The sequence below is a fragment of the Candidatus Stoquefichus sp. SB1 genome, from assembly GCF_001244545.1.
Lineage (GTDB): Bacteria > Bacillota_I > Bacilli_A > Erysipelotrichales > Coprobacillaceae > Stoquefichus.
Genome location: NZ_LN852696.1, coordinates 981,135 through 1,002,664 on the forward strand (window position 1 = coordinate 981,135; position 21,530 = coordinate 1,002,664).

The 21,530-nt window shown below is 29.5% G+C and carries 27 protein-coding genes; 18 read left to right on the forward strand and 9 right to left on the reverse strand.

The genetic code is table 11. From position 1 onward, the window contains the following. Positions 1-65: 65 nt before the first annotated feature. From BN1865_RS17420 to BN1865_RS17450, 7 genes are all read right to left on the reverse strand, one after another. On the reverse strand, positions 66-2,426 hold the full coding sequence (locus tag BN1865_RS17420) for an ABC transporter permease (protein WP_050638515.1): 2,361 nt from the start codon (positions 2,424-2,426) through the stop codon (positions 66-68). 2 nt (positions 2,427-2,428) lie between these two features. Then, complete coding sequence (locus tag BN1865_RS17425) at positions 2,429-3,187, reverse strand: ABC transporter ATP-binding protein (protein WP_050638516.1); 759 nt, start codon at positions 3,185-3,187, stop codon at positions 2,429-2,431. A gap of 91 nt (positions 3,188-3,278) precedes the next feature. After that, on the reverse strand, positions 3,279-4,556 hold the full coding sequence (locus BN1865_RS17430; protein WP_050638517.1) for a HAMP domain-containing sensor histidine kinase: 1,278 nt from the start codon (positions 4,554-4,556) through the stop codon (positions 3,279-3,281). Then, a complete protein-coding gene (locus BN1865_RS17435) occupies positions 4,553-5,260 on the reverse strand; it encodes a response regulator transcription factor (protein WP_232780437.1) in 708 nt (235 codons plus the stop codon). Before BN1865_RS17435 ends, BN1865_RS17430 begins: the two co-directional genes overlap by 4 nt. A gap of 157 nt (positions 5,261-5,417) precedes the next feature. Further along, a complete protein-coding gene (locus BN1865_RS17440; RefSeq protein WP_050638519.1) occupies positions 5,418-6,335 on the reverse strand; it encodes an SPFH domain-containing protein in 918 nt (305 codons plus the stop codon). Continuing rightward, the gene (locus BN1865_RS17445; RefSeq protein WP_050638520.1) at positions 6,329-6,778 is read right to left on the reverse strand and encodes an NfeD family protein; all 450 of its coding nucleotides are present in this window, start codon (positions 6,776-6,778) and stop codon (positions 6,329-6,331) included. Before BN1865_RS17445 ends, BN1865_RS17440 begins: the two co-directional genes overlap by 7 nt. 12 nt (positions 6,779-6,790) lie before the next feature. Next, positions 6,791-7,156 (reverse strand): hypothetical protein, encoded by a 366-nt coding sequence (locus BN1865_RS17450; protein WP_050638521.1) that lies wholly within the window; start codon positions 7,154-7,156, stop codon positions 6,791-6,793. A gap of 190 nt (positions 7,157-7,346) precedes the next feature. Here BN1865_RS17450 and BN1865_RS17455 point away from each other — a divergent pair, with 190 nt between their 5' ends. The 4 genes from BN1865_RS17455 to BN1865_RS17470 are packed head-to-tail and all read left to right on the forward strand — an operon-like array spanning position 7,347 to position 9,537. Next, a complete protein-coding gene (locus BN1865_RS17455; protein WP_050638522.1) occupies positions 7,347-7,781 on the forward strand; it encodes a hypothetical protein in 435 nt (144 codons plus the stop codon). Further along, complete coding sequence (locus tag BN1865_RS17460; RefSeq protein WP_050638523.1) at positions 7,782-8,204, forward strand: YbbN family protein; 423 nt, start codon at positions 7,782-7,784, stop codon at positions 8,202-8,204. It begins immediately after the preceding gene. Positions 8,205-8,224: 20 nt separating this feature from the next. Beyond that, on the forward strand, positions 8,225-8,926 hold the full coding sequence (gene deoD, locus BN1865_RS17465) for a purine-nucleoside phosphorylase (protein ID WP_050638524.1): 702 nt from the start codon (positions 8,225-8,227) through the stop codon (positions 8,924-8,926). Continuing rightward, positions 8,926-9,537 (forward strand): HAD family hydrolase, encoded by a 612-nt coding sequence (locus BN1865_RS17470; protein ID WP_050638525.1) that lies wholly within the window; start codon positions 8,926-8,928, stop codon positions 9,535-9,537. Before deoD ends, BN1865_RS17470 begins: the two co-directional genes overlap by 1 nt. A gap of 21 nt (positions 9,538-9,558) precedes the next feature. Here BN1865_RS17470 and BN1865_RS17475 read toward each other — a convergent pair whose 3' ends face one another. Further along, entirely contained in the window at positions 9,559-9,756 is a 198-nt protein-coding gene (locus BN1865_RS17475) for a DUF378 domain-containing protein (RefSeq protein ID WP_050638526.1), read from the reverse strand. 93 nt (positions 9,757-9,849) lie between these two features. Between BN1865_RS17475 and BN1865_RS17480 the strand changes: the two genes are divergently transcribed. The 3 genes from BN1865_RS17480 (at position 9,850) to BN1865_RS17490 (ending at position 12,407) form a co-directional block, all read left to right on the forward strand. Next, positions 9,850-10,836 (forward strand): LolA family protein, encoded by a 987-nt coding sequence (locus BN1865_RS17480; RefSeq protein WP_050638527.1) that lies wholly within the window; start codon positions 9,850-9,852, stop codon positions 10,834-10,836. Positions 10,837-10,909: 73 nt separating this feature from the next. Then, on the forward strand, positions 10,910-11,986 hold the full coding sequence (alr, locus tag BN1865_RS17485; RefSeq protein ID WP_050638528.1) for an alanine racemase: 1,077 nt from the start codon (positions 10,910-10,912) through the stop codon (positions 11,984-11,986). Between the two features lies 1 nt (position 11,987). Beyond that, the gene (locus tag BN1865_RS17490; RefSeq protein WP_050638631.1) at positions 11,988-12,407 is read left to right on the forward strand and encodes an NUDIX hydrolase; all 420 of its coding nucleotides are present in this window, start codon (positions 11,988-11,990) and stop codon (positions 12,405-12,407) included. A gap of 51 nt (positions 12,408-12,458) precedes the next feature. On the opposite strand, the gene BN1865_RS17495 is transcribed toward BN1865_RS17490, so the two are convergent. Further along, the gene (locus BN1865_RS17495; RefSeq protein WP_050638529.1) at positions 12,459-12,887 is read right to left on the reverse strand and encodes a hypothetical protein; all 429 of its coding nucleotides are present in this window, start codon (positions 12,885-12,887) and stop codon (positions 12,459-12,461) included. A gap of 127 nt (positions 12,888-13,014) precedes the next feature. Between BN1865_RS17495 and BN1865_RS17500 the strand changes: the two genes are divergently transcribed. The 11 genes from BN1865_RS17500 (at position 13,015) to BN1865_RS17545 (ending at position 21,529) form a co-directional block, all read left to right on the forward strand. Continuing rightward, positions 13,015-13,986 (forward strand): sensor domain-containing diguanylate cyclase, encoded by a 972-nt coding sequence (locus BN1865_RS17500; RefSeq protein WP_050638530.1) that lies wholly within the window; start codon positions 13,015-13,017, stop codon positions 13,984-13,986. A 68-nt stretch (positions 13,987-14,054) separates the two neighbouring features. Next, positions 14,055-14,603 carry a TetR/AcrR family transcriptional regulator C-terminal domain-containing protein gene (locus tag BN1865_RS17505; protein WP_050638531.1) on the forward strand — a complete coding sequence of 183 codons (549 nt, stop codon included), beginning with the start codon at positions 14,055-14,057 and terminating at the stop codon, positions 14,601-14,603. Positions 14,604-14,876: 273 nt separating this feature from the next. Beyond that, positions 14,877-15,377: a transcription termination/antitermination NusG family protein gene (locus BN1865_RS17510; RefSeq protein WP_050638532.1), complete on the forward strand. Its 501-nt coding sequence runs from the start codon at positions 14,877-14,879 to the stop codon at positions 15,375-15,377. After that, positions 15,377-15,874, forward strand: coding sequence for a transcription termination/antitermination NusG family protein (locus tag BN1865_RS17515; protein WP_050638533.1), 498 nt, complete (start codon positions 15,377-15,379; stop codon positions 15,872-15,874). Before BN1865_RS17510 ends, BN1865_RS17515 begins: the two co-directional genes overlap by 1 nt. Positions 15,875-16,210: 336 nt before the next feature. Continuing rightward, positions 16,211-17,197: an acyltransferase family protein gene (locus BN1865_RS17520; protein ID WP_050638534.1), complete on the forward strand. Its 987-nt coding sequence runs from the start codon at positions 16,211-16,213 to the stop codon at positions 17,195-17,197. A gap of 70 nt (positions 17,198-17,267) precedes the next feature. Further along, positions 17,268-17,546: a PglD-related sugar-binding protein gene (locus BN1865_RS18870; protein ID WP_232780438.1), complete on the forward strand. Its 279-nt coding sequence runs from the start codon at positions 17,268-17,270 to the stop codon at positions 17,544-17,546. After that, on the forward strand, positions 17,504-17,635 hold the full coding sequence (locus tag BN1865_RS18875; protein ID WP_232780444.1) for a hypothetical protein: 132 nt from the start codon (positions 17,504-17,506) through the stop codon (positions 17,633-17,635). The genes BN1865_RS18870 and BN1865_RS18875 overlap by 43 nt, the downstream gene beginning before the upstream one ends. 163 nt (positions 17,636-17,798) lie before the next feature. Continuing rightward, positions 17,799-18,443 carry a sugar transferase gene (locus BN1865_RS17530; protein ID WP_050638535.1) on the forward strand — a complete coding sequence of 215 codons (645 nt, stop codon included), beginning with the start codon at positions 17,799-17,801 and terminating at the stop codon, positions 18,441-18,443. Then, on the forward strand, positions 18,436-19,179 hold the full coding sequence (locus tag BN1865_RS17535) for a glycosyltransferase family 2 protein (protein ID WP_050638536.1): 744 nt from the start codon (positions 18,436-18,438) through the stop codon (positions 19,177-19,179). Before BN1865_RS17530 ends, BN1865_RS17535 begins: the two co-directional genes overlap by 8 nt. A 48-nt stretch (positions 19,180-19,227) precedes the next feature. Further along, positions 19,228-20,370, forward strand: coding sequence for a polysaccharide pyruvyl transferase family protein (locus BN1865_RS17540; protein ID WP_050638537.1), 1,143 nt, complete (start codon positions 19,228-19,230; stop codon positions 20,368-20,370). After that, positions 20,363-21,529 (forward strand): Coenzyme F420 hydrogenase/dehydrogenase, beta subunit C-terminal domain, encoded by a 1,167-nt coding sequence (locus BN1865_RS17545; RefSeq protein WP_050638538.1) that lies wholly within the window; start codon positions 20,363-20,365, stop codon positions 21,527-21,529. Before BN1865_RS17540 ends, BN1865_RS17545 begins: the two co-directional genes overlap by 8 nt. Position 21,530 lies beyond the last annotated feature (1 nt).

Genomic DNA, 21,530 nt, shown 5'->3' on the forward strand with positions numbered 1-21,530 from the left:
ATTATAGCTTATTGTCAGATAAAAAAATAGAAAAAGCAGGTCTTATGCTTAATCTATTTGAAATATCAACGACTTATTAATGAATGAGGTGTTATTTTACGAATACGTAAAGCAACACAAATGGAAATGATAAATCCAAAGACAATAATCATACAGTTTAAAAGAATAAATATGATTGGCAGAATTTCAAAATTAACTTTCATGATGCCAATACTTGAAAATAATAAACTTAAGATAGGATTGATTGTGTAATAAGCAATCATAGAGCCACATAAAGATCCAATAAACAAAGTTGGCAGTAAACTCAAGGCATTTTGTAAAACAAGTTGTAAGGTTGTATAGCCTAATGCTTTTTGAATTCCTAAATGTTTTTTCTTACGTGTGAGTGAAGTTTTCATGACAAGATACAATGTTAAAACAATAATAATAGCAGTCACTATAGCAATCACAATCACTAACATACTCACAATTTCACGATATGTTCCCATTGAGGCAGTGATAGCTTTGATGTTATTAGTAGCATGTAAAAATGTATCAGAGTATTTCTCTTTTATCATTTGAATAAAGTCATCAACATTGACATCATCATTTAAATAGACATTGAGTGTTGATTGCTGATGACCAGGTGATAATGCTTGATAAGCATCAGTTGTCATTGCTGCATCATGTCCCATAAAGTTAGAACCTTGAATGAAACCTGTAATTAAATAATCCTGCTGGTTATCACCTTTAATAAGAGTGATTGTATCACCAATTTGCTTATGAAAAGATTGTGATAGCAGACCTCCAATAGCAACTTCATTGGTATGTTTTGGAAATCTTCCCTGATAGACAATATCTTGATTATCATACTGATCATAATTCAAAGTTGCATAACAGATCACAGAAGCGCCTTCATCAGTCTTTACATATTCTAAGTTATAATCAATTGTTTTTCTCACTTCAGGAAATGTTTCTAACAATGATTTGGCTTGTGATAAATAATGAGGATCTTTCACAACGAGTTGTAAATCACAGATTTCTCCAACAGTATATTCTAAAAAATTATCAAATTTCACTGAGATATTGTCATACATAACACTTGCAAATAAAGCTGCAAAACTGATTCCAGCAATAATAATGCCAATAAAAAGATTTTGTTTGATACTTTGAATAAAAGTTTTTCCAGCCAACAAAATATGCAAATTCCCATGAGTTGTATCAAGCGGGAAAACATTATGTTTGAAACTGTGTGTAGATAACCCACTTCGTAATGCCTGAATAGGCTGAAGATATCTCGCTTTTTGTGATGAAAGAAATGCCACAAAGAAGGTTAACGAAGAGAGTAAAACGATTGTTAATAATGCTGATAGGATATCAAATCCTGGTTCCCATATAATTCCTGTTTGAATCGCAAACATATAAGAGAGCAAGGGCAAAAGTGCATATGAACAGGCAATTCCAAAAATTGCACCAATGATGGTCATTGTTAGAAACTGAAGTAAAAATGAGTTCACAATATCTTTGCCAGTATAACCAATGGCTTTTAAAGCACCAATGTTATGCATGTCTTCTTCAATGGAATTGCCGATTCTAAATTTAATGACAATGACTGATATACTTGCTAATATCACTGCAAATGCAATAATTAATAGAGAACCAATTGATGATGTAATTGTCCTTGCCATTTTTATAGTATCATAGAAAACACAATCATAAAGCATGGAAGAACGATTAACATCAGGGGTATGTCTCGTTGTGTATAGTTCAGCTGATGAAGGATCAGTCAGCTTGACAAGATACATGTTGCCATCGATTGAATGCTGAAATGTATCAGATAATTGCTGATATTGAGCATCTTCTAAAATAAGACCTGTTGTTGTTGAATTAAGAGTTGCTAACATTGTTTCTTCATAAAATCCAGCAACTTGATATGAAAACTTTTTTTCTTGCCCCTCATTTGAGTATACTTTTAAAGAAAATGCATCACCTAATTTATAGTTTCCACCTGTTTTAAAAAGATAAGGTAGATAAATAGGACTATCATATGATTGTTGAGATTTTTCTACATAAGAGATTTGTCCAATCTGATGTTGAGATTTTGTATTCATGATCGCAAATTGCTTTGTTGTTTCATCCTGATTATATTGACATTCACCAGCTAAATACAAAATAGATTGTTTTTCGATTTGAGAAGTCATTTTATCGGTATAAAGTTTCTGTTCAAATGATTCAATATACTTTGAATTGTTTTTTTGAATCGCAATAATGACATCAGCATTATTGTGCTTTTTTGCACTTTGATCAAAAGATTGATTATAATTGAAACCAACCATGAGTCCTAAATTCATTAAAATCGCAGCCAGAATAATCATTAATAAAAGTGAAAAGGATTGTCCTTTATTCTTACGCAAATAGGACTGTGTTAAAAGCCAAATATGTGTCATGATTACCACCCCATCTCAAAAAGAAAAGAAGTTAGAGTTTCATGACGTTTTTGATCATTATGCTGATATGCTCCTAAATGGCATTCTCCACGAATGACTCCATCTTGTAAATAGAGAATACGATTTCCACGACGTGCTGATTTTAAATCGTGAGTGACCATAATGATACTCTGACCTAATTGATTCATCTTGGTTAAAGTATCTAAAACATCAGTACTAGAAGCTGAATTTAATTGACCCGTTGGTTCATCAGCAAAAATAATTTCTGGTTGATTGATTAAGGCACGAACGATACCTGCTCGTTGTGCTTCTCCTCCAGAAAGTTGAGTTGAAAACTGAGACCAGCAATTTTGTGGTAAGCCAACTGATTTTAATAATTGGATTGCACGATTTCTGATATCTTTGCGATCATGTGAAACCAATAAACCAGCAGCCATGATATTATCCATAACACTCATTGTATCAAGTAAATAAATTTGTTGAAAAACAAAACCACAATGTTGTCTTCTAAAAATCGCTAATTGATCATTGTTGAAGTCAGTAATCACTTTATCAGAAAATTGGATAGTTCCAAGTGTTGGCTTATCCATTCCCGATAAAGCATATAATAATGTTGATTTTCCAGCCCCAGAAGGCCCCATAATAACAGTAAAATCTCCTTTATATATGTCTAAATCCAAATTCTTTAAAACATGTTGTTGATTTCCTTGACTAGAGAATGTTTTGCATAACTTTTGAGTTGAAAGTATAATTTCATTCATTTTTATATACCTTCCTTTCTGTCTGTTGACATATTCACTTTATCATAGAAAATCCTTATTTGTCTTTGTCCAATTCTTAACAGTTTCTTAATTATAATGTTAAAGGTAATGATAAAATCAAAGCGAGACCAAGTGATGTTTCTACAGCTTTTATATCTCCATGCATTTGTTGCATAAAATAATGTGAAATATAAAGACCTAAACCAGCTCCACTTTTTTTAGAACTATTGTGACCACGATAAAATTTTTCAAATAATAGGGGAAGTTCATCTTTTTTGACACCTATTCCATTATCAGAAATTGTTATGATAAAATTGTTATTTTCAAATTCAAATCCTATATCAATTTCAGTTGCTTCATATTTATAAGAATTGCTTATAATATTATCAAAGACTTGTTGTAAACGAATAGCGTCAAAAGCCACTAAGCAATCAGGAATAGAATGGATTTGGGTTTTATTTTGATAATCAGAATTTTTGATCATTTGAGAGAGTTCATGACTTTGATGAAGGACAGGAGAGACACTGAGTTCCTGCAATTCTTCTAAGGAAGCATGAAATAAATCTGAGATTAATTGATTAATTTGGTTCGCTTTATCATAAATAATTTGTAGTTGTTGTTTTTCTTTGTCATTTGTTGTTGTGACACTCATGAGTTCTGAAATGGCTTGAATTGATGCAACAGGTGTTTTAATATCATGGCTTAATTTAGCAACCAATTCTTTTTTGCTTTGATTAGCAATTTGTTCATTGAATCGTGCTGTTTTCAATTCTTCACGCATCAAGTCAAAACTTTCACTAAAAGCTCCAAATATATTATGTCGATCCATTGTTAATGGAATATCTAAATCTCCATGAGCAACACGAGAAGCAAATTCCTGCAATTTTTGAAATGGCTGAAAAATAATGTGTTGTAGATAACAAAAATATCCAATCACTAAGATGATTTCTAAAATTGTTGTCAAACAGATAATAAAACTTATTTTCTGCTGATTTTCTAAGTATAGAGAAGGAGTTTGATTATGAACAATGAGTTGTCCAAGAAGTTGATTGTGATTTTGGATATTTACAATTGTATCTTGCTTAGAAAGAGAATGCTGTAAATTGATAAAAAGATCTCTTTGAGTTGTATACAAAACATCTTCTTGATTATTAATGATAGTCAAATCAAAAATATGGTCTTGATCAGGGTTTATAAATGAATGTGTTTCTGATAATGCTTGCCATTGCTGTAATGCAGATTGTTGAATATCATTAATCAGTACACTATCTAAAGGTTCGATATTTTGTGAAGAGAAAACTTGTAAAAGAAGAAGAGCTTGCAGACATATCAAAAAGGCAATGATAATGAGAGTTATTTTCTTTTTCATGATGATTGCTCGTTGAACGAATATCCTATACCCCAAACTGTACGAATCAGGGTAGGTGAATCAGGAGCTTCTTCTATCTTTTCTCTTAAATGACGAATATGAACATTTAAAGTTCCATCGCTTGTGAAATGATCACCCCATACATGATTAAAAATATCTTCTTTACTCACAACTTTATTCCTGTTTTCAATCAGATAACAGAGCAGTTTATATTCTAAACTTTTTAATTGAATAGGTTGACCATGAATACTTACTTTTTGAGCAGAGTAATCAATATAGAGATGTTGATACTCATAAAAATCTATCTTTTTTGTTCCATAACGTTTTAATGTGACTTTCACTTTTGCAAGCAAAACATTAAGTGAATAGGGTTTACGAATATAGTCATCTCCACCAATATGAAGTGCTAATAAAATATCATCATCACTTTGTCTTGCACTGATAAAAAGAATCGGAATCTGTGTTTGTTTTCTAAGTGATTGACACAGATCAAAACCAGATGTTTCTCCTAAATTAATATCAAGCAATATCAAATCAACTGTATTGAATTTTAAAAATTCTATACAGGCATCAGCATCAAATACAGCAGATGAATTGACACCAAATAGATTAAAATATTCTGCTGTACTTTGTGCTAAAGGAATTTCATCATCAACAATTAAACAATCATAATGCATAATTTCACATCCTATCTTTTTTACCATTGTATCGACTTCATCTTTATCTGTCAATTATGTGTTTTACATCTCATTGTTGACAAAGTGATATACTAGAAATGGCTTATCACTTTTTGTTTCATCTATAGAAAAATAAAAGGACTGTTGATAAAGTATTTTATCAACAGTCTAAATAGAAATTTTATTATCCTTTTTTCTTTGGATCTTTTACAATTTCTGCAATAGCAGTTACACTGCTAGCAAGTCCTTGTAAATCACTAGGAATAATAATCTTTGTCGCATCACCAGTTGCTAATTTTTCTAATGCTTTAAATCCTTCTAATGTTAAGTATGATTGATCTGGGTTAGCATCATTAATATACTGAATACCTTTGGCTTGAGCTTCATAAACTAATCTTAATGCTTCAGCTTGACCTGTTGCATGAGCAATTTGTGCTTCTTTTTCAGCATTGGCTTCTAGAATCATAGATTCTTTTTTACCTTCAGCTGTTAAGATAGCAGCTGTTTTCTTACCTTCAGCCTGCAAAATAGCCTCACGTCTTTCACGTTCTGCACGCATTTGTTTTTCCATGGCTTCTTGAATATCACGTGGAGGAATAATATTCTTCACTTCAACACGATGAATTTTAATACCCCAAGGATCAGTTGCTTCATCAAGAATAGAACGCATTCTTGAATTAATAATATCTCTAGATGTTAATGTTTCATCTAATTCAAGATCACCAATAATATTACGTAATGTTGTTGCTGTTAAGTTTTCAATGGCATTTAATGGTCTCACAACACCATAAGTAAATAACTTAGGGTCAGTAATTTGGAAATAGACAACTGTGTCAATTTGCATTGTAACATTGTCTTTAGTAATCACAGGTTGTGGAGCAAAATCCATAACTTGTTCTTTTAATGAGACCTTATTAGAAATTCTATCTAAAAGAGGAATCATAATGTGTAAACCTACATTACATGTACGATTATATGCCCCAATTCTTTCTACAACATAGGCGTAAGATTGAGGAACAATACGAATTGTTCTTGCAATAATAATAATTGCCAAAATGACTAAAATCACTATCCATAAATAATTAACTATAAAATCTAACATACACTATCATCTCCCTGATTTAATTTTTTGACTATAACATGTGCACCTTCAATTGAAACAACTTCAGCATATTCACCAACTTGAATTCTTTCATTATTTAAACTTGTTGCTGCCCATAAATTTCCCATAACTTTCACTTCACCTTTATTATCAGCTGTAATTGTTTCAGTAACTAAGCAATGTTTACCAATAACTCTATCCAAATTTGTTTTAATAGTATTACCACGTAAATATTTTTTAGCCAAAGGTCTTGATACAAATATACATACAACTGAAATAATTGTAAATATAACAACTTGTAAGACTTGGCTCAATCCACAGGCTTCACCAATTAATGCAGCGAGTGCACCTAAACCAAACCAAATACTTACAAGATCAACTGTAATGGCTTCAACAATCACTGAAACCACCAGAACAATTGCCCATATAAGTGTTATTGACATTGATTTCCCTCCTTATAGTTGTGCAGTCATAATTGAATGTACAACATCATATGTGACTCTATACTTATAACATTGGTTTTCACTAAAATCTAATCCAAATTCTTGACTCAGGTCATAAACAAATGACTTGTTTGAGATTCGACCATAGCTTTTTCCCAAAGAAATGCGATGAAGCTGACTAGCAGGATAGATGTTATCATCTATTTCTTGTTTTGTCACTGGCTTAATTCCAATTTGTCTTGCTGTTTTATCAATACCCAATAAGACATAATTGACATCTTCAAAATGAACACAAGCTGCTTTATTAAGCGTTAAATTCGTTTCATAAATTGATAATGTCATTGTTGCAATATCATTTGTAGACCATTCAAAATTCATTCTCTCATCCTCCTTGATATTATTATATTATTAATATTATTTTTTTGCAACAAAATTAGATAAATTTTTACAAACAATTCATATACTTTTCATAAAGTCCGTTTATGATAATGAAGAGGAATTTTATTGCAATGCTTTATATACTTTCAAATCAAGATAGTTTATAATATAAGAGATAAAGGAGAGTACAATGAAGAAAAGAATCTTGTTATTATTATCATTATTTTTATTATGGGGTTGTCAGTCAACACCTAGCAAAACTTTAAGTCAACCTGTGACACTTTCTTTCTTTTATACACAAACATGTCCTGTATGCAAAGCATTTAAAAAAGAGGCTATCCCATATCTTGAAAAAGTATTTGGAAATTCTCTGACTATTGAAATGTATGATATAGATGAAGATGCTACAAAACCTAAATATGATGGCATTATTGATTCATTAGTAGATTTTGACCAATCAGAGTATGGTTACGGTCCTTTTTATGCTGTTGAGGGATATTTTGCTAAGTTAGGATATACAGCTGGTGATGAAGAGTATCTTGCAGATGATATTGAACGTGCTGTTAATCATGAGACATTAAGTGATGAACTGAGCGGTCTACGCTATATATATAAGGAATCATAGATGAAAAAGTTTTTATGTGTTTTACTTCTTTTACTTAGTGGCTGTCATTCGAATCCGCAATATTATTTATATGTTTATTATGCGAAAACATGTCCCGTTTGTCAGTCATTTATAAAGCATGTGATTCCTCAATTAGAAACAGAATATGGTCAAACAATGGAAATTATAGAAATGGACATTGATGAAGAAGCTTCATTAGATGCCTATGCAAAAACATGTAGTTTATTAGAAAATTATTATTTTGATGGTGATTCAGGAAGTGTACCATTCATTGTATTAGATGGTTACTTTGCAAAAGTTGGATATGATATTGGTGAAAGTCAACTGATGATAGATGCGATTAAGAGTGCTATTGCTGGTAAAGACCTTCCATCAAATATCACAGATATATATTATTTTCAAACAGGAAAGACATTTCATTAACATTAAGGAGGAATTTTATTATGTCAACACCACACAATCAAGCAGAATTTGGAGAAATAGCAAAAACAGTTTTAATGCCAGGAGATCCTTTGCGAGCAAAATTTTTAGCTGAAACTTATCTTGAAGATGTCAAACAGTTTAATGCAGTTAGAAATATGTTAGGGTATACTGGTACATATCACGGTAAGAAAGTTTCTATCATGGGTTCTGGAATGGGACAGCCATCTATTGGTATTTATTCTTATGAACTCTTTAAGCAATATGGAGTAGAAGCCATTATTCGTATTGGATCTTGTGGCTCTTTTCAAAAAGATGTTCATTTAAGAGATATTATTATTGTACAAGGTGCTTGTACTGATAGCCGTTTTGCCCATCAGTATGAACTTCCAGGAACATATTCAGCAATTAGTTCATATGACTTACTTGAAAATGCAGTCATGAAATCTAAAGAAAAAGAATTAACATATCATGTTGGAAATATTTTATCATCTGATATTTTCTATCATGCTGATCAAGGGACAACTGAAAAATGGGCGTCAATGGGATGCTTAGGAGTTGAAATGGAATCTTATGCCTTATTTGCAACAGCTGCTCATTTAAATAAAAAAGCATTAACATTATTAACTGTTTCTGATTCACTCGTAACTAGTGAAGAAACAACAGCTCAAGAGCGTGAAAAAACATTTACTGCGATGATGGAAGTTGCATTGGAGATTGCCTAATGACACAAAAGGTTGCACTCTTTGATTTTGATAATACGGTTGCTAAAGGAAATTCCATAACACGTTTATTAAAATATGATCTCGCTAAACATCCATGGCATTTTTTCTACTTTTTGAAGGTCGCATTCTATTACTGTCTTTATTTATTACATCTTTCTTCATTTGAAAAAGCGAAATCAGCGATTTTGTTTCCACTTAATTATATGAGTGATGAAGAACTTTCTGATTTTTATAATCAAGTAATTGTGCCTACATATTATCAAAATGTAGTTGCAGAAATGTATAAAAAGAAAGAGGAAGGCTACCTTGTAATTTTGTGTACTGCATCAGTGGAAGCATATATGCAATACAATCAATTACCTATTGATTGTCTGCTTGCGACACAAACCCAACCTGATTCTTGTCAGGTTATTGGAAAAAATTGCAAAGATCATGAAAAAATTAATCGTATTCAATGTTATTTAAAATCTTTAAATATGGAAATAGATTATGATCATTCTTATGGATATTCAGATTCAGATTCTGATATTCCTATGTTGTCACTTGTGAAACATAAAAAAAGAGTCTTATTAAAGACTGGAGAAATGGTTGATTTTATTCCAAAAAAATAATGGATATACCTGGTATATCCATTATTTTGTATCTAAGTCTGTAAACAGTAACATAATGTTAATGATTCCAGCGATACCAACAATCATATAGATAATAGCACTTAACAATGAAGTCCCAAAAATACTTTCTACGAGGTTAAAATTGAATAAACCAATCAAACCCCAATTAATGGCACCAATGATTGTAAAGACTAAAGCAATCTTTTGTATAACGTTCATAATTTACTCCTCCTAGTGATAGTATAACCAAACATTGCATCTTTATTCATAAAACATGACATTATTCATAAAATATGACGAGGAGGAATAATGATGAATAAGAAATATATTGCAATTGTTGTAAGTGTCGTGGTTGTGTTGATTGGAGGATTTTGTTTTTTTAAATTTAAATCATCGTCACTAGACAAGTTGATGAAAGAAGCTAATGCATATAAAAGCTATCAACTCGTCTGTAACATGGAAATGTTAGAAAATGATGAATTGAAATCTTATCAAGTGACATCAACTTATGGGAAAATTGATGATAAAGATTATTATAAAGTTGAACTCTATGATAAATCTTTAAATCAAGCACAGGTGATTGTTAGAAATGATGATGGAGTTTTTGTTTTAACACCATCTTTAAATCAGGCATTTCAATTTAAAAGTGAGTGGCCAAATAACTCTCCAAAGCCATACATCTATCAATCATTATTATCATTTTTAAAAGATCATAAACCTGAAAAAGTAAAAGATGGCTATGTTGTCAATGGGGATATGACTTATGAAAATGATGAGCGTGTTAAAACTCAGGAAGTGAAATTTGATAAAGAATTAAAGCCAGTTTATGTAACTGTATATGATCAAGATGGAACTGAAGTTATTAAATTAACGGTGACATCTTTTAAAGCAAATGAAGATATTAAAAAAGATGCATTTGTTCAAGACAATATTATGAAGGAAACTAAAAATCAATATACGACAACATCTGCTTTACCACTATATCCAGTTGCTTTAATGGGATCTACATTAGAGAATGAAAAAGTATCAAAAATTGATAATACAACAAATCATATTTTAAAATTTACGGGCGATAAATCATTTACAATTATTGAAAGTGCTTCAACAACAAATGATAAAGTGAATGTACAAACCATAAACAGTGATATGATAGATTTAATTGATGGTGTTGCTTTTCATGATGATAATCAAATGACATATGTTTCTTCTGGTGTTGTTTGTTCACTCTATTCTAACGATTTAACAAAAGAAGAAATGATTGCAGTTTTATCAAGTATGCAATCATCACAAGTAAAATAGGGTCTTGACCCTATTTTTTCTTGAAAAAAAATGGTCTTTAGACTATACTAGAACAATGAAAAGGGGTGTTATTATGACACATTATCGTGATACGTATGCAGTCATTCGTTTAGATTATCTGCAAGATAATGTTGAATTATTATATCAAAAGGTTCAAAAACCAATGATGGCGATTATTAAAGCCAATGCATATGGACATGGTTATCAAGAAGTGGCAACGATGCTCAAATCTCATCCACATATATCTATGTTTGGAGTTGCAACTTTAAAGGAAGCTATTGATTTAAGAAGAATTGGTGTTGAAAAAGATATTTTGGTTTTAGGTGCTATTCCTCTAGAAGATTTAGATGAAGTGATTGCTAATAATATTAGTTTAACATTGTATTCAAAAGATTATATGCTAGAAATGATTGAATCTTTTCATGGTTTACAACCAGTGAAAGTGCATCTTAAAATAGATACAGGAATGAATAGACTTGGGTTAAAGTCTAAGAGTGAATTTGAAGAAGTACTTCATACTTGTCAAAAATCTATTTTTCAAGTTGATGGAGTTTTTACACATTTTGCATCAGCAGATGATGAATTGCAAAATGATGCCTATGAAGAGCAATTAAAGAAGTTTTATGAAATTATAGGTGATCATTCATTTCAATATATTCATTGTCAAAATTCAGCTGCTATGATGTATCATAATGATGAAAAATCTAATATTGCTAGAATTGGAATTGCTATGTATGGAGTGGATCCAGCTGGCGAAGAGTCACAAGAATTAAAACAAGTTATGTCGCTTTATACAAAAGTAACAATGGTTAAAAAAGTGGCAAAAGGTGAACGTATTGGTTATGGATTGACTTATACTGCTGATCAAGATGAGTATATTGCGACAGTGCCAATTGGTTATGCTGATGGTTTTATTCGTGCCAATCAGGGACGTGAAGTTTATATAAATGGTCATTATTATCCAATTGTTGGAAGAATCTGTATGGATCAAATGATGATAAGAGTTGATGAAACAATCAAAGTCCATGATTTAATAGAAATTTTTGGTGAACATTTGAGTCTTTCAAGAATGGCGAAAGAACTGCATACCATTCCTTATGAAATTACATGTTTAGTAAGTGAACGTGTTGAAAGAGTTTATCAGAAATAAAATGAAAATTAATTTTTATGAACCTATTCATGGAGACTATCTTCAATATGTTGTGATGATATGTCACTATCAGGGAAAATGGGTTTTCTGTCAGCATCATACACGTCAGACACTTGAGTTGCCTGGTGGTCATCGTGAAGAGGGTGAAGATAACCTTACAGCAGCTAAACGTGAACTTTATGAAGAAACAGGAGCTATTCAATATCATATCAAACCATTATGTGAATATTCAGTTGTCGATGATAATCAGAAAGAGAGTTTTGGGATGTTATATGATGTTGAAATTCTTGAGTTAGAATCACAATTACATTATGAAATTGCAAAAGTTGTACTTATGGATGAATTACCAAAACACTGGACTTATCCTGATATTCAACCTTATTTAATCCAACATTATCAAATGATGAAAGAAAATGGCTAATGTCATTTCTTTTTTTGCATAAAAAAACCATCATTTAAAGATGATGGAATTCTATTTAAAATTCTCTTTTACAAAATCATAGAGAGAGTAATATTGCATTGCGCCTTCTTTTTTTGCTACCATTTTACCTTCTTTTATAATAAATGTCACAGGATAAGAAACTTCAGATTCAAATGTTTTTTTAACATAATCTTCTAATTTATCTACATCAGCTGTATTTAAATAGTAGAAAGGTGTAGATCTATTCTTTGTTGTATATTTTGTCATAATACTTTGATAACCTTGAACAGTCGTATTGCTAGCATCCCCTAATACAACAACAAAGTCCTCTTTACTTTCAATCATTTGTGTTAATTTATCCTGACTAATTGTCTTATAGTCTTTGAATGTCGCTTGACGATATATAAATAGTCCTAAAAAGATGACAAGTACTAATCCAAAGACACTAATTTCCTTAGCAAATTTTTTAATAAATTCCATGATTTATGCCTCCTAGTGTTCTTATTTTAACAAATTTACATACATATGACAACAAGAAGATTATGTGAGAATATCTAAATAAGTTTACTTTTCTTTTAGAGATGCTAAAATGAAAGTGGTGATGATAATGAATTTAGCAAAATTAAAAATAGAATATCATATGGATTTAGAATATCTGTTAGAAACAATAATTAAATCGCCTATGCCGATTGTTATTCTTTTTAAAGATCGGCAAAGTCGTATCTTATATGTTAATGATCAATTTTATCAAAAACATCCTGAATTTAAAAAGAATCCTGATTCAGTTTTAGGAAAGACTGATTTTGATTTATTTCCTTCCTCTTTAGAACATGCTTCTCAAGCATTTAAAGATGAACAAAATGTAATGGAAACAGGTCAAGCGATTAATATTTTTGAAGTAGAAGGATTAAATCAACAAGGATTTTTTAAAATTGCTCATACCAGAAAATATCCTGTTTATGATGATAATCGGGAATGTGTTGGTATTTTTGTTGTGACTGAAGATGTGAGTAATGATTTATCAGTATTACAAGAAAGTCAGGAAAAGAATGCACAATTGATGAAATTGAATAAAGAATTAACACAAGAGAATACAAAAGATAGTTTAAGTGGTTTATTTAATCGAAGATTTATTCGGGCACAGTTAAATTCATTGTATCAACAATATTTAGAAGAAAAAACACCGTTTTCTATTTTATTAATAGATTTAGATAATTTCAAACAGATTAATGATACTTATGGTCATACATTAGGTGATGAAGTCATTCATTATGTTGGTGAAATTTTATTGAATATTAAAAGACAATATTATCCTACAATTGATCCTTGTCGTTATGGGGGAGATGAATTTTTAGTGATTATTCCTATTTATCAAAAAGAAGGAGCATTAAAGATTGCAAAGGATATATTAGAGGCTTTTGAAAATCAAAAGCTACATTCAGGAGATTTTCATCAAAATATTCAAATGAGTATTGGTATTGCTACGATTGATAATGAAAGTATTCATCATTTATTAGAACGTTGTGATCAATGCTTATATCAGGCAAAGAAAGATGGAAAACATAAGATTTATGGATAAGTCGTGATTGAAACGACTTTTTCTTGTTTCAAATATGAGTTTCTTTTATAATATAAAGGGGTGATTTTGTGAATGAACATGAACAAACACGTTATCTTTTTGCTCAAAGTGCTAAAGATTTAATGAATAAACGTCCATTAGATAAAATAACAGTGACAGATATTGTGAAACATAGTGGGATGACAAGACAAACTTTTTATCGCTATTTTCAGGATAAATATGATCTGGTGAACTGGTATTTTGAAAAATTAGCGGATAAATCATTTCGTCAAATTGGAAATTCTTCTACTTTAAGAGAAGGTTTGATTAAGAAATTTACATTTCTATTTAATGATAAAGTCTTTTTTATGCAAGCTTTTCGTTCTAAAGATTATAATAATGTTGAAAACTATGATTATCAGTGTATCTTAGAATTTTATAAAAATATTATTCAAAAGAAAATTGGAGATATTCCTTCTGATATTATGTTCTTACTAGAAATGTATTGTCATGGTTCCATTACAATGACAGTTGATTGGGCTATTGGTGGGATGCAAGAATCACCAGAAGTGATAGCTGACTTATTAATTGAAGCTTTACCACCAAAATTAGAAAAACTTCTATCTGATTTACAATAATAGAAAAGGTCATTAATAAAGTTTTAATTCTTTATTAATGGCCTTTTTATCATTTCATTCACAGAATACAATATTCTACGAAACAGATTATAACATAGTTCAATGAATTTTCAACCGAATTTAACAAATTTTGCTTTCATTTAGACTTATTTGTCATAAAAATATCACATTTAATAAGATAAATATTAGAGATAATGAAATAATAGATTGTTCATTGTCTTTTTTTTCGCAGAATATTGTATTCTGCGAAAAGGTAATGGATGGAGGAGTTATATGTTTTGGTATGTTGCCAGATGTAAAGCTGGTAAAACAAAGAAACTTGTGAGTACATTAAATAAACAAGCAAACATGAACGCCTTTATACCTAAAAGTGAAAGATGGTTTGGTAGACAAGGAAAGACTATTGAATTTATCGTTAAAGAACTCTATCCCGATTATGTGTTTATCAAGAGTAGTCTGGATATGGAAAGCTTTGATAAAAGATTTAAAGAGTATTTTAAAACTATTAGTGGATTGATAGATTTACTTGAATATAAAGATACATATCCACTTACTAGTAATGAACAGGTTTTATTAGAAAAGTTATTAGATAATGCTGATACGATCAAACATACAAAAGGAATTGTTGTAGATCAGAAATTTGTTCCAACTGATGGTCCCTTAGTAGGTTTAGAAGATATGATTAAAAAAGTTGATAAACATCGAAGAATAGCAACATTAGATACTAGTATTTTGACTGGAAAACTAATGGTTGCAATAGAGATTGAATATTAATGAATTGGTATGTCTTATATGTATTAAGTAATAAAACAAATAAAATACTTTCTAATTTGAATCAAAGAGAAGAACTTACTGCCTTTATACCTAAAAGTGAAGTATTTCATAGGGAAGCAAAGACAAAGACGGTAAGAGATATGTTTAATAACTATATCTTTGTAAAGTCAGACATGAATCAAAGTGATTTTAATAATCTTTTGTTGTCTATGAAAGAAGAAAATGATGGACTTATTAAACAATTAGAGAATGCTGAAGTATCTGCTCTAAGAGAAAAAGAAATAGAATTCTTTAATACTGTATTAGATGATGAGTATGTTGCTAGAGTATCTGTTGGGTATCAAGAAAATGGTAAGACAGTTATTACGAGTGGACCATTACTTCATTATCAGGATCATATTATTAGAGTTATTAAGCATCATTGTATAGCACAACTAGATTTACCTTTCTTTGATAGAAAGATAGTTCTAGGTGTTGAAATTAAAAGCAAGAATTGAGTGTTACGTTGGTTAACTGGCTGACACTTGTATTTGGAACATAAAAGCTAGTTTATTTGGGGTAAGGGGGAACTGTATCTTCTAGCCCATAAATATGGCTTAAACAGGTGATGAACCTGTTTTTTTATGTTCAAAAGAGAGGTGGGAAATTTGTTAAAGATAATAGAAGAAATAAAATTAGCAACTATCAAATAACTACTTTATTAAAACTTTTAACAGTCAAATTATTATTAACTTAGAACCAAAAGATAATAACAAAGAACAAGATTGGTAAAAAGATTATAAGAAACAGTTTGAGAAAAGCTAAGTTTCTTTTAAAGATGGGGAGGTAATTTAATGGAAAAGAATTATAACTTGCAAGTACTTCGGGGGATTGCATGTATTTTTGTGTGTCTTAATCATTTTACTTTTTTTAATAAATACGGATTTGGTAGTGCAGGAGTAGAAGTTTTTTTGATTTTATCAGGATATTTAACAATATTTAATTATTATAAAAAAGGGGGAAATTTATCTGACCATTATCTAAAAAGAAAATTCATCACAATATTACCAATGTATTGGATTCTAACAGTATTAGTTTATATAGTTGGTTTAATAATACCCAGCATTTTTAATACTTTAGATTTTAGTTTTAAAAATCTGATATATTCACTTCTATTAATTCCTGGTAAAACTCCTTTCATTCCACCTGGATGGACTTTAACATATATTTTTTATTTTTATATAATTGTTTATCTATGCAATTCATGTTTTAAACAGATAAGGCTAGAAACAAAAATTACGATTTGGATAGTGTTAGCTATTATTGTTTCTTTCATCATACATAATGAGTTTGTGATTAGTTTGAATAGTCCAATTATGATTGAATTTGTCTATGGTTTTATCTTGTATAGAATTAAAGATTTAAAATTTACTTCAAATAATAAAATTATAACTTCATTCATATCTATTATGTTAGTTCTTATTTTTTTCTTTCCAGGATTACGTTTATTTTTTCAAAACACTATATTAGATTGTAGATTTATTATTCAGGCGTTAATTACTACAGTTTTAATAAAAGGATTTTTGGATGTTGACTTATCGGGATTAAAGTCGAGTCATTTAAAAATGATTGGAGATATTTCGTTCACTATTTATTTAGCGCATGTACTAATAATTAGACCGTTTGATAAAATTGCTCGAATATTCAAAATAGATACATCATTTGTAATGTTATTAATGATACCTATTTGCTTATTTTTTGTTGTGATAATATGCAAATATATTGATTTAATAAATAAAAAAATTTGTATTTATTTAAATAGAATAAATATGGTGGGTTAATTGTAGAACGAATTTATTAATAATAGGAGCAGGTGGACATGGTCGTTGTTGTTTGGATATTGCAAGAGATATGAATGTATTCGATAGGATATCCTTTCTTGATGATAATCACATTAATGAACTAATCAATGATTGTGAGGTTATTGAACCAATTGATGAGATGAGTTCATATTATCCAGAATACACATATATTCATATTGCGATAGGCAATAATGTGGCTAGAAGTAATTTGTTATTAAGAGCGAAAGAAATTGGATATTCATTATCAGTATTAAAGCACCTTACTAGCGTAGTATCTAAATACGAATCTTTGGATGTGGAAGTGTTTTATTCACATATTCGGTTGTAGAAGCCAATAGCAAGATAGGTAAGGGAAGTATAATTGCTTCTAATGTTGTTATAAATCATGATGTTCAAATTGACGAATATGTTTTGTAAATACTGGGACGATAATTCGTCCAAATACAATAATAAAAAAATATGTAAGTATAGGCAGTCAATGCTTAATTGAAATGAACACAATAATTGAAAAGAGAAAAATAATTAAAGATGGTGTCAAAATGTAGCCATTTTTTTAATTTGGGAAATTATGGAGGAAAAAATGATAACTGAAAAACAAAAAAAGTATTTGCCACTCAAAAGAGGAATTGATGTTATATTAAGTGGTGCTGCAATTGTTGTATTAAGTCCAATACTTGGACTACTAGCTTTAGTTATTAAATTAGATTCACCAGGACCAGTACTATTTAAGCAAAAAAGAATTGGTAAAGATAAAAAACTATTTGAGATTTATAAGTTTAGAACTATGAGAATAGATGCTCCTAGAGACATGCCTACTCATATGTTAAAAGATCCAGATCAATTTATTACTAAAACTGGTAAGTTTTTAAGGAAGACTTCTTTAGATGAATTACCTCAAATTTTTAACATCTTTACAGGCAAGATGTCCGTAATAGGACCAAGACCTGCTTTATGGAATCAAGATGATTTAATAGCAGAAAGAGATAAATATTTTGCTAATGATATAACACCAGGATTAACTGGGTGGGCACAAATCAATGGTAGGGATGAATTAGAGATAGAAGTAAAGGCAAAATTGGATGGAGAGTATTATTCAAATTTCTCACTTGTTTTTGATATAAAATGTTTTTTTAGCACAATTGTTTCTGTCCTCAAACATGACGGTGTAGTAGAAGGAAGTACAGGAACAAGAAAAAGTGATAGCGAGGTTAATAAGCATGGATAAGTTAGTTTCAATAATAACTCCAGCATATAATTGTGAAGAATTTATTGAAGAAACAATCGATAGTGTATTGAATCAAACTTATCAAAATTGGGAAATGATTATAATTGATGATTGTTCTACAGACAAAACATCTGTATTAGTAAATAAATATTCACTAGAAGATTCACGAATAAAGTTGGTGTCATTAAATAAAAATGGAGGAGTATCAAATGCCCGAAATATTGGTTTATCTAAAGCGCAGGGATCTTTCGTTGCTTTTTTAGATAGTGATGATATCTGGGCAAAGAATAAATTAGAAAATCAAATTTCGTTTATGGAAAAAAATGATTATTATATAACGTACTCTTCATATGCAAAATTTATAACAACAACACAAGATGTTAAGTCAGTTATATCCGTACCACATAAAATGGAAAAAAATGATATATTGAAAAATACCATTATAGGCTGTTTAACAGTTATTATAAATGTTGAAGAAGTGGGAAGTATTGAAATGCCAAACATTTCACATGCTGAAGATCAATGTACATGGATAAATGTATTGGAAAGAGGATATGTTGCTTATGGAATAAATGAAGTTCTTGCCTATTATAGAATTAATTCTACGTCATTAAGTGGAAATAAAATAGAAGCTGCAAAGAAACAATGGACTGTGTATAGAAAATATCATCATTTCTCTATATTGAAAAGTTTATATTATTACTTTTACTATGCTATTAATGTGTTAAAACGATAGTGTTTTTGGGAGAATGGGTATTGAGATAATATGAAAGTGGAGGAAATTATGAAAAAAATAGCAATTATTACTATATATCATAAAAATTATAATTATGGTGGACAACTTCAAGCATATGCTATGACAAGTTTTCTAAATAAAAAGGGATATACAGCAAAACAAATAGATTTCGATAGAGTTAGTGGTGGTTTTTTAAAAAATAAGGGAAAAGTTTTTATGAAGTGGCCTTATTCTAAGAAAAAAGAATTTATTATAAATCATTTTCAAAGATGGAAATCATCTAAAAATAGTGGAACGTTTACTATGCAATATAATAATACTATTAAGAAATTTGATGATTTTATATTAGAAATACCACATACATCCAAATATAATAAATCAAATATTTCTCAAATAAGTGATAATTATGATTTTTATATTACTGGAAGTGATCAGGTTTGGAATATGGATTATTGCACAGACGAATATTTTTTAGAATTTGTTAAAGATAAGAAAAAATGTATCTCTTATGCTGCTAGTATGCAAGTTTTAGATTTAGGGGAAACTTCAAGACAAAAATTATTTAAACAAATAAAGGATTATAAGGCTATTTCAGTAAGAGAAAGTGGTGCAAAAAATTTAATTGAATCATTAGGAATAGATAATGTTAGTTTGGTTTGTGATCCTGTAATGCTTTTGGATAAAGCACAATGGGACGAAATTGCAAAAGAACCTGATACTAAGAAAAAATATTTGTTTGCGTATTTAATTCAAAGAAATAAGAAAGAACGATCAATTGAATGCGAGAAACTTGCTGACAAACTAGGGTTAGAATTAATATGCATTACTTCTCCTGGATGGGAAAATGATTTGAGTTCAACAATTAATCAAGTTCCTAATGGTATTGGTCCAAAAGAATTCTTAGGATTAATAAAAAACGCTGAATATATTGTTACTGACTCATTTCATGCTGTTTCATTCTCTATTATTTTTAATAAAGTATTTTTCAGTTATGGGGAAGATGATAGAAAAATAACGTTGTTAAATTTTTTTGGATTAAAGAATCAAATAGTTAAAAAATCTGGATTACAAGAAACATATGCAAATAGAGTGATTGATTACTTAGAAGTTAATAAAAAATTAAGTGCATATAATAACAGTTCTATAGAATATTTAGAGAAAGCATTAAATAGTGGTGAAGAAAATGATTAGTCCTTCTAATGATTATAAGAAATGTATTAATTGTGGGGTGTGTGAAAGTGTTTGTAAAAATGACGCTATATATTTTGAAAATAACAATGAAGGTTTTCTTTATGCAAAAATTGATAGTAAAAAATGTATAGGTTGTTTACAGTGTCAAAAAAACTGTATCGCCAATATCGAGTTAGAATACAATCTAATAGAAAGTATGCGAGGCTATGCCGGAAAGTATATGGTTAAAGAAGAAAGAATTAAATCTACAAGTGGGGGATTTTGTGATGCATTATCTAAATATGTAATCAAAAATAATGGATGTGTTTTTGGAGTAGCATATAGTGAAGATTTTAAATTAACAGAATATATATGTGTAAATAATTTTAAAGATTTATCTAAAATACGTGGTGTAAAATATTGTCAATCTACTAATCCAAACATAGCTTTGCTAGAAAAAAAACTAAATGAAACTAATCTGGTTTTAATTATAGGATTACCTTGTGTTATAACTGCATTAAGCAATGCTTTTTCTAGAAAATATAATAATTTATTACTCGTAGCATTAGTATGCCATGGACCCACTAGTACAAAAGTTCATAATAAATTTCTTAGTAAATACAATGAAAATTTTAATTGTATACAACTAAGAAAAAAATATGGTGGAAAAGATTATTTTTATTTAGCTAATGATAATAGAGTTATAGATAAAAGACTATGGGAAAATACATCATATTTTGAAGCGTTTAATATTCTAAATAATGAAGCATGTTACTCTTGCAAATACAAACTAAGTTCTATTAAGGCAGACATATTAGTTGGGGATTATTGGGGATTAGAAGATGATAAAGAATTTTTTTCTGAAGATGGAAATAATGCAATCATATTTATGAATGACAGAATTAAAGAAGATGAATTATTTAGTAATTTGCCTAATTTTGAATATAAAAAGAAAACTATTAATGATATTGTTTCTAGAAATAAATCGATTATTTGTAAAGGAGAAAAATCACCATATTATGATAACTTTATAAAATATATTGATACCTGTGCAAACTTAGATAACACTATAAAGAAAACAATTCCTTTTAAAATTAGAATAAAAAAAAATATAAAAATTATAATTATGAAATTTTTACCAATAAAAGTAATAACTTTCGTACGACAAAGGAGAAAATAAG

Coding starts and splice junctions, on each gene's coding strand:
- BN1865_RS17490 (WP_050638631.1), top strand. CDS start 11,988: ATGAAAATTAATTTTTATGAACCTATTCATGGAGACTATCTTCAATAT.
- BN1865_RS17460 (WP_050638523.1), top strand. CDS start 7,782: ATGAAAAAGTTTTTATGTGTTTTACTTCTTTTACTTAGTGGCTGTCAT.
- BN1865_RS17480 (WP_050638527.1), top strand. CDS start 9,850: ATGAATAAGAAATATATTGCAATTGTTGTAAGTGTCGTGGTTGTGTTG.
- BN1865_RS17535 (WP_050638536.1), top strand. CDS start 18,436: ATGGATAAGTTAGTTTCAATAATAACTCCAGCATATAATTGTGAAGAA.
- BN1865_RS17450 (WP_050638521.1), bottom strand. CDS start 7,156: ATGAATTTTGAATGGTCTACAAATGATATTGCAACAATGACATTATCA.
- BN1865_RS17510 (WP_050638532.1), top strand. CDS start 14,877: ATGTTTTGGTATGTTGCCAGATGTAAAGCTGGTAAAACAAAGAAACTT.
- BN1865_RS18870 (WP_232780438.1), top strand. CDS start 17,268: ATGAATGTATTCGATAGGATATCCTTTCTTGATGATAATCACATTAAT.
- BN1865_RS17475 (WP_050638526.1), bottom strand. CDS start 9,756: ATGAACGTTATACAAAAGATTGCTTTAGTCTTTACAATCATTGGTGCC.
- deoD (WP_050638524.1), top strand. CDS start 8,225: ATGTCAACACCACACAATCAAGCAGAATTTGGAGAAATAGCAAAAACA.
- BN1865_RS17455 (WP_050638522.1), top strand. CDS start 7,347: ATGAAGAAAAGAATCTTGTTATTATTATCATTATTTTTATTATGGGGT.
- BN1865_RS17495 (WP_050638529.1), bottom strand. CDS start 12,887: ATGGAATTTATTAAAAAATTTGCTAAGGAAATTAGTGTCTTTGGATTA.
- BN1865_RS17515 (WP_050638533.1), top strand. CDS start 15,377: ATGAATTGGTATGTCTTATATGTATTAAGTAATAAAACAAATAAAATA.
- BN1865_RS17530 (WP_050638535.1), top strand. CDS start 17,799: ATGATAACTGAAAAACAAAAAAAGTATTTGCCACTCAAAAGAGGAATT.
- BN1865_RS17445 (WP_050638520.1), bottom strand. CDS start 6,778: ATGTCAATAACACTTATATGGGCAATTGTTCTGGTGGTTTCAGTGATT.
- BN1865_RS17540 (WP_050638537.1), top strand. CDS start 19,228: ATGAAAAAAATAGCAATTATTACTATATATCATAAAAATTATAATTAT.
- BN1865_RS17430 (WP_050638517.1), bottom strand. CDS start 4,556: ATGAAAAAGAAAATAACTCTCATTATCATTGCCTTTTTGATATGTCTG.
- BN1865_RS17545 (WP_050638538.1), top strand. CDS start 20,363: ATGATTAGTCCTTCTAATGATTATAAGAAATGTATTAATTGTGGGGTG.
- BN1865_RS17520 (WP_050638534.1), top strand. CDS start 16,211: ATGGAAAAGAATTATAACTTGCAAGTACTTCGGGGGATTGCATGTATT.
- BN1865_RS17440 (WP_050638519.1), bottom strand. CDS start 6,335: ATGTTAGATTTTATAGTTAATTATTTATGGATAGTGATTTTAGTCATT.
- BN1865_RS17425 (WP_050638516.1), bottom strand. CDS start 3,187: ATGAATGAAATTATACTTTCAACTCAAAAGTTATGCAAAACATTCTCT.
- BN1865_RS17435 (WP_232780437.1), bottom strand. CDS start 5,260: ATGGTAAAAAAGATAGGATGTGAAATTATGCATTATGATTGTTTAATT.
- alr (WP_050638528.1), top strand. CDS start 10,910: ATGACACATTATCGTGATACGTATGCAGTCATTCGTTTAGATTATCTG.
- BN1865_RS17470 (WP_050638525.1), top strand. CDS start 8,926: ATGACACAAAAGGTTGCACTCTTTGATTTTGATAATACGGTTGCTAAA.
- BN1865_RS17420 (WP_050638515.1), bottom strand. CDS start 2,426: ATGACACATATTTGGCTTTTAACACAGTCCTATTTGCGTAAGAATAAA.
- BN1865_RS17500 (WP_050638530.1), top strand. CDS start 13,015: ATGAATTTAGCAAAATTAAAAATAGAATATCATATGGATTTAGAATAT.